The sequence below is a fragment of the Ideonella azotifigens genome (assembly GCF_006519715.1).
In the GTDB taxonomy this organism is placed as follows: Bacteria; Pseudomonadota; Gammaproteobacteria; order Burkholderiales; family Burkholderiaceae_C; genus Ideonella; species Ideonella azotifigens.
This window is the reverse complement of sequence record NZ_VIDT01001178.1, coordinates 1-1,047: the sequence shown is the minus strand read 5'-3', so window position 1 is coordinate 1,047 and position 1,047 is coordinate 1. Positions and strand designations below refer to the sequence as shown.

1 protein-coding gene is annotated in these 1,047 nt (G+C 69.8%); it reads left to right on the top strand.

Annotation, left to right across the window (positions count from 1 at the left end):
• The coding region (locus FKP22_RS31455; RefSeq protein ID WP_510606740.1) for an excinuclease ABC subunit UvrA at positions 1–1,047 on the top strand (1,047 nt) is incomplete at both ends.

The window sequence follows — 1,047 nt, the reverse complement described above, 5'->3', positions numbered from 1 at the left end:
TGACCGAGCTGGGCCTGGGCTACCTGTCGCCGGACCGCAGCACGCCCACGCTGTCTTCCGGCGAGCTGCAGCGCTTGCGGCTGGCCACGCAGATCCGCTCCAACCTGTTCGGCGTGGTCTATGTGCTGGACGAGCCGACCGCCGGCCTGCACCCTGCGGACGGCGAAGCGCTGCTGACCGCGCTGCGGCAGCTGAAGGCGGCCGGCAATTCGCTGTTTGTCGTCGAGCATGACGTGGGGCTGATGCGGCAGGCGGACTGGCTGGTGGACGTGGGGCCGGATGCCGGAGAGCTGGGCGGCCAGGTGCTGTACAGCGGACCTCCGGCCGGGCTGGAAACCGTCACGTCTTCGCGAACCGCGCCCTACCTCTTCGGCCACCGCGCGGCGCCCACCCGGGCCGGGCGCAGGCCCAGCGGCTGGCTGAAGCTGGCCGGCGTTGGCCGCAACAACCTTCAGGCGGTGGAAGTGGCCTTTCCGCTGGGCGCGATGACCGCCGTCACCGGCATCTCGGGCTCAGGCAAGTCCAGCCTGGTCAGCCAGGCGCTGGTGGAACTGGTGAGCCGCCACCTGGGCCAGGAAGAGGCACCTGTATCCGAAGATTCGGCCGAGCTGCTGGACGAACCGCCGCTGGCCGTCACCACTGGCTGCATCGCCGAAGGTGCCGAGAAAATCCGCCGGCTGGTGCAGGTGGACCAGAAGCCCATCGGCCGCACGCCGCGCTCCAACCTGGCCACCTACACCGGCCTGTTCGACCAGGTGCGCAAGCTGTTCGCGGCGACACCTGCAGCGAAGAAGCGCCAGTTCGATGCCGGCCGCTTCTCGTTCAATGTCGCCAAGGGCCGCTGCGAGACCTGCGAGGGCGAAGGCTTCGTCAGCGTGGAGCTGCTGTTCCTGCCCAGCGTCTACGCGCCCTGCCCGACCTGCCACGGCGCACGCTACAACGAGGCCACGCTGCAGGTGCGCTACCGCGAGCGCCACATTGCCGAGGTGCTGGGCATGACGGTGGACCAGGCGCTGGCCTTCTTCGCGGACCAGCCAGCGCTCGCGC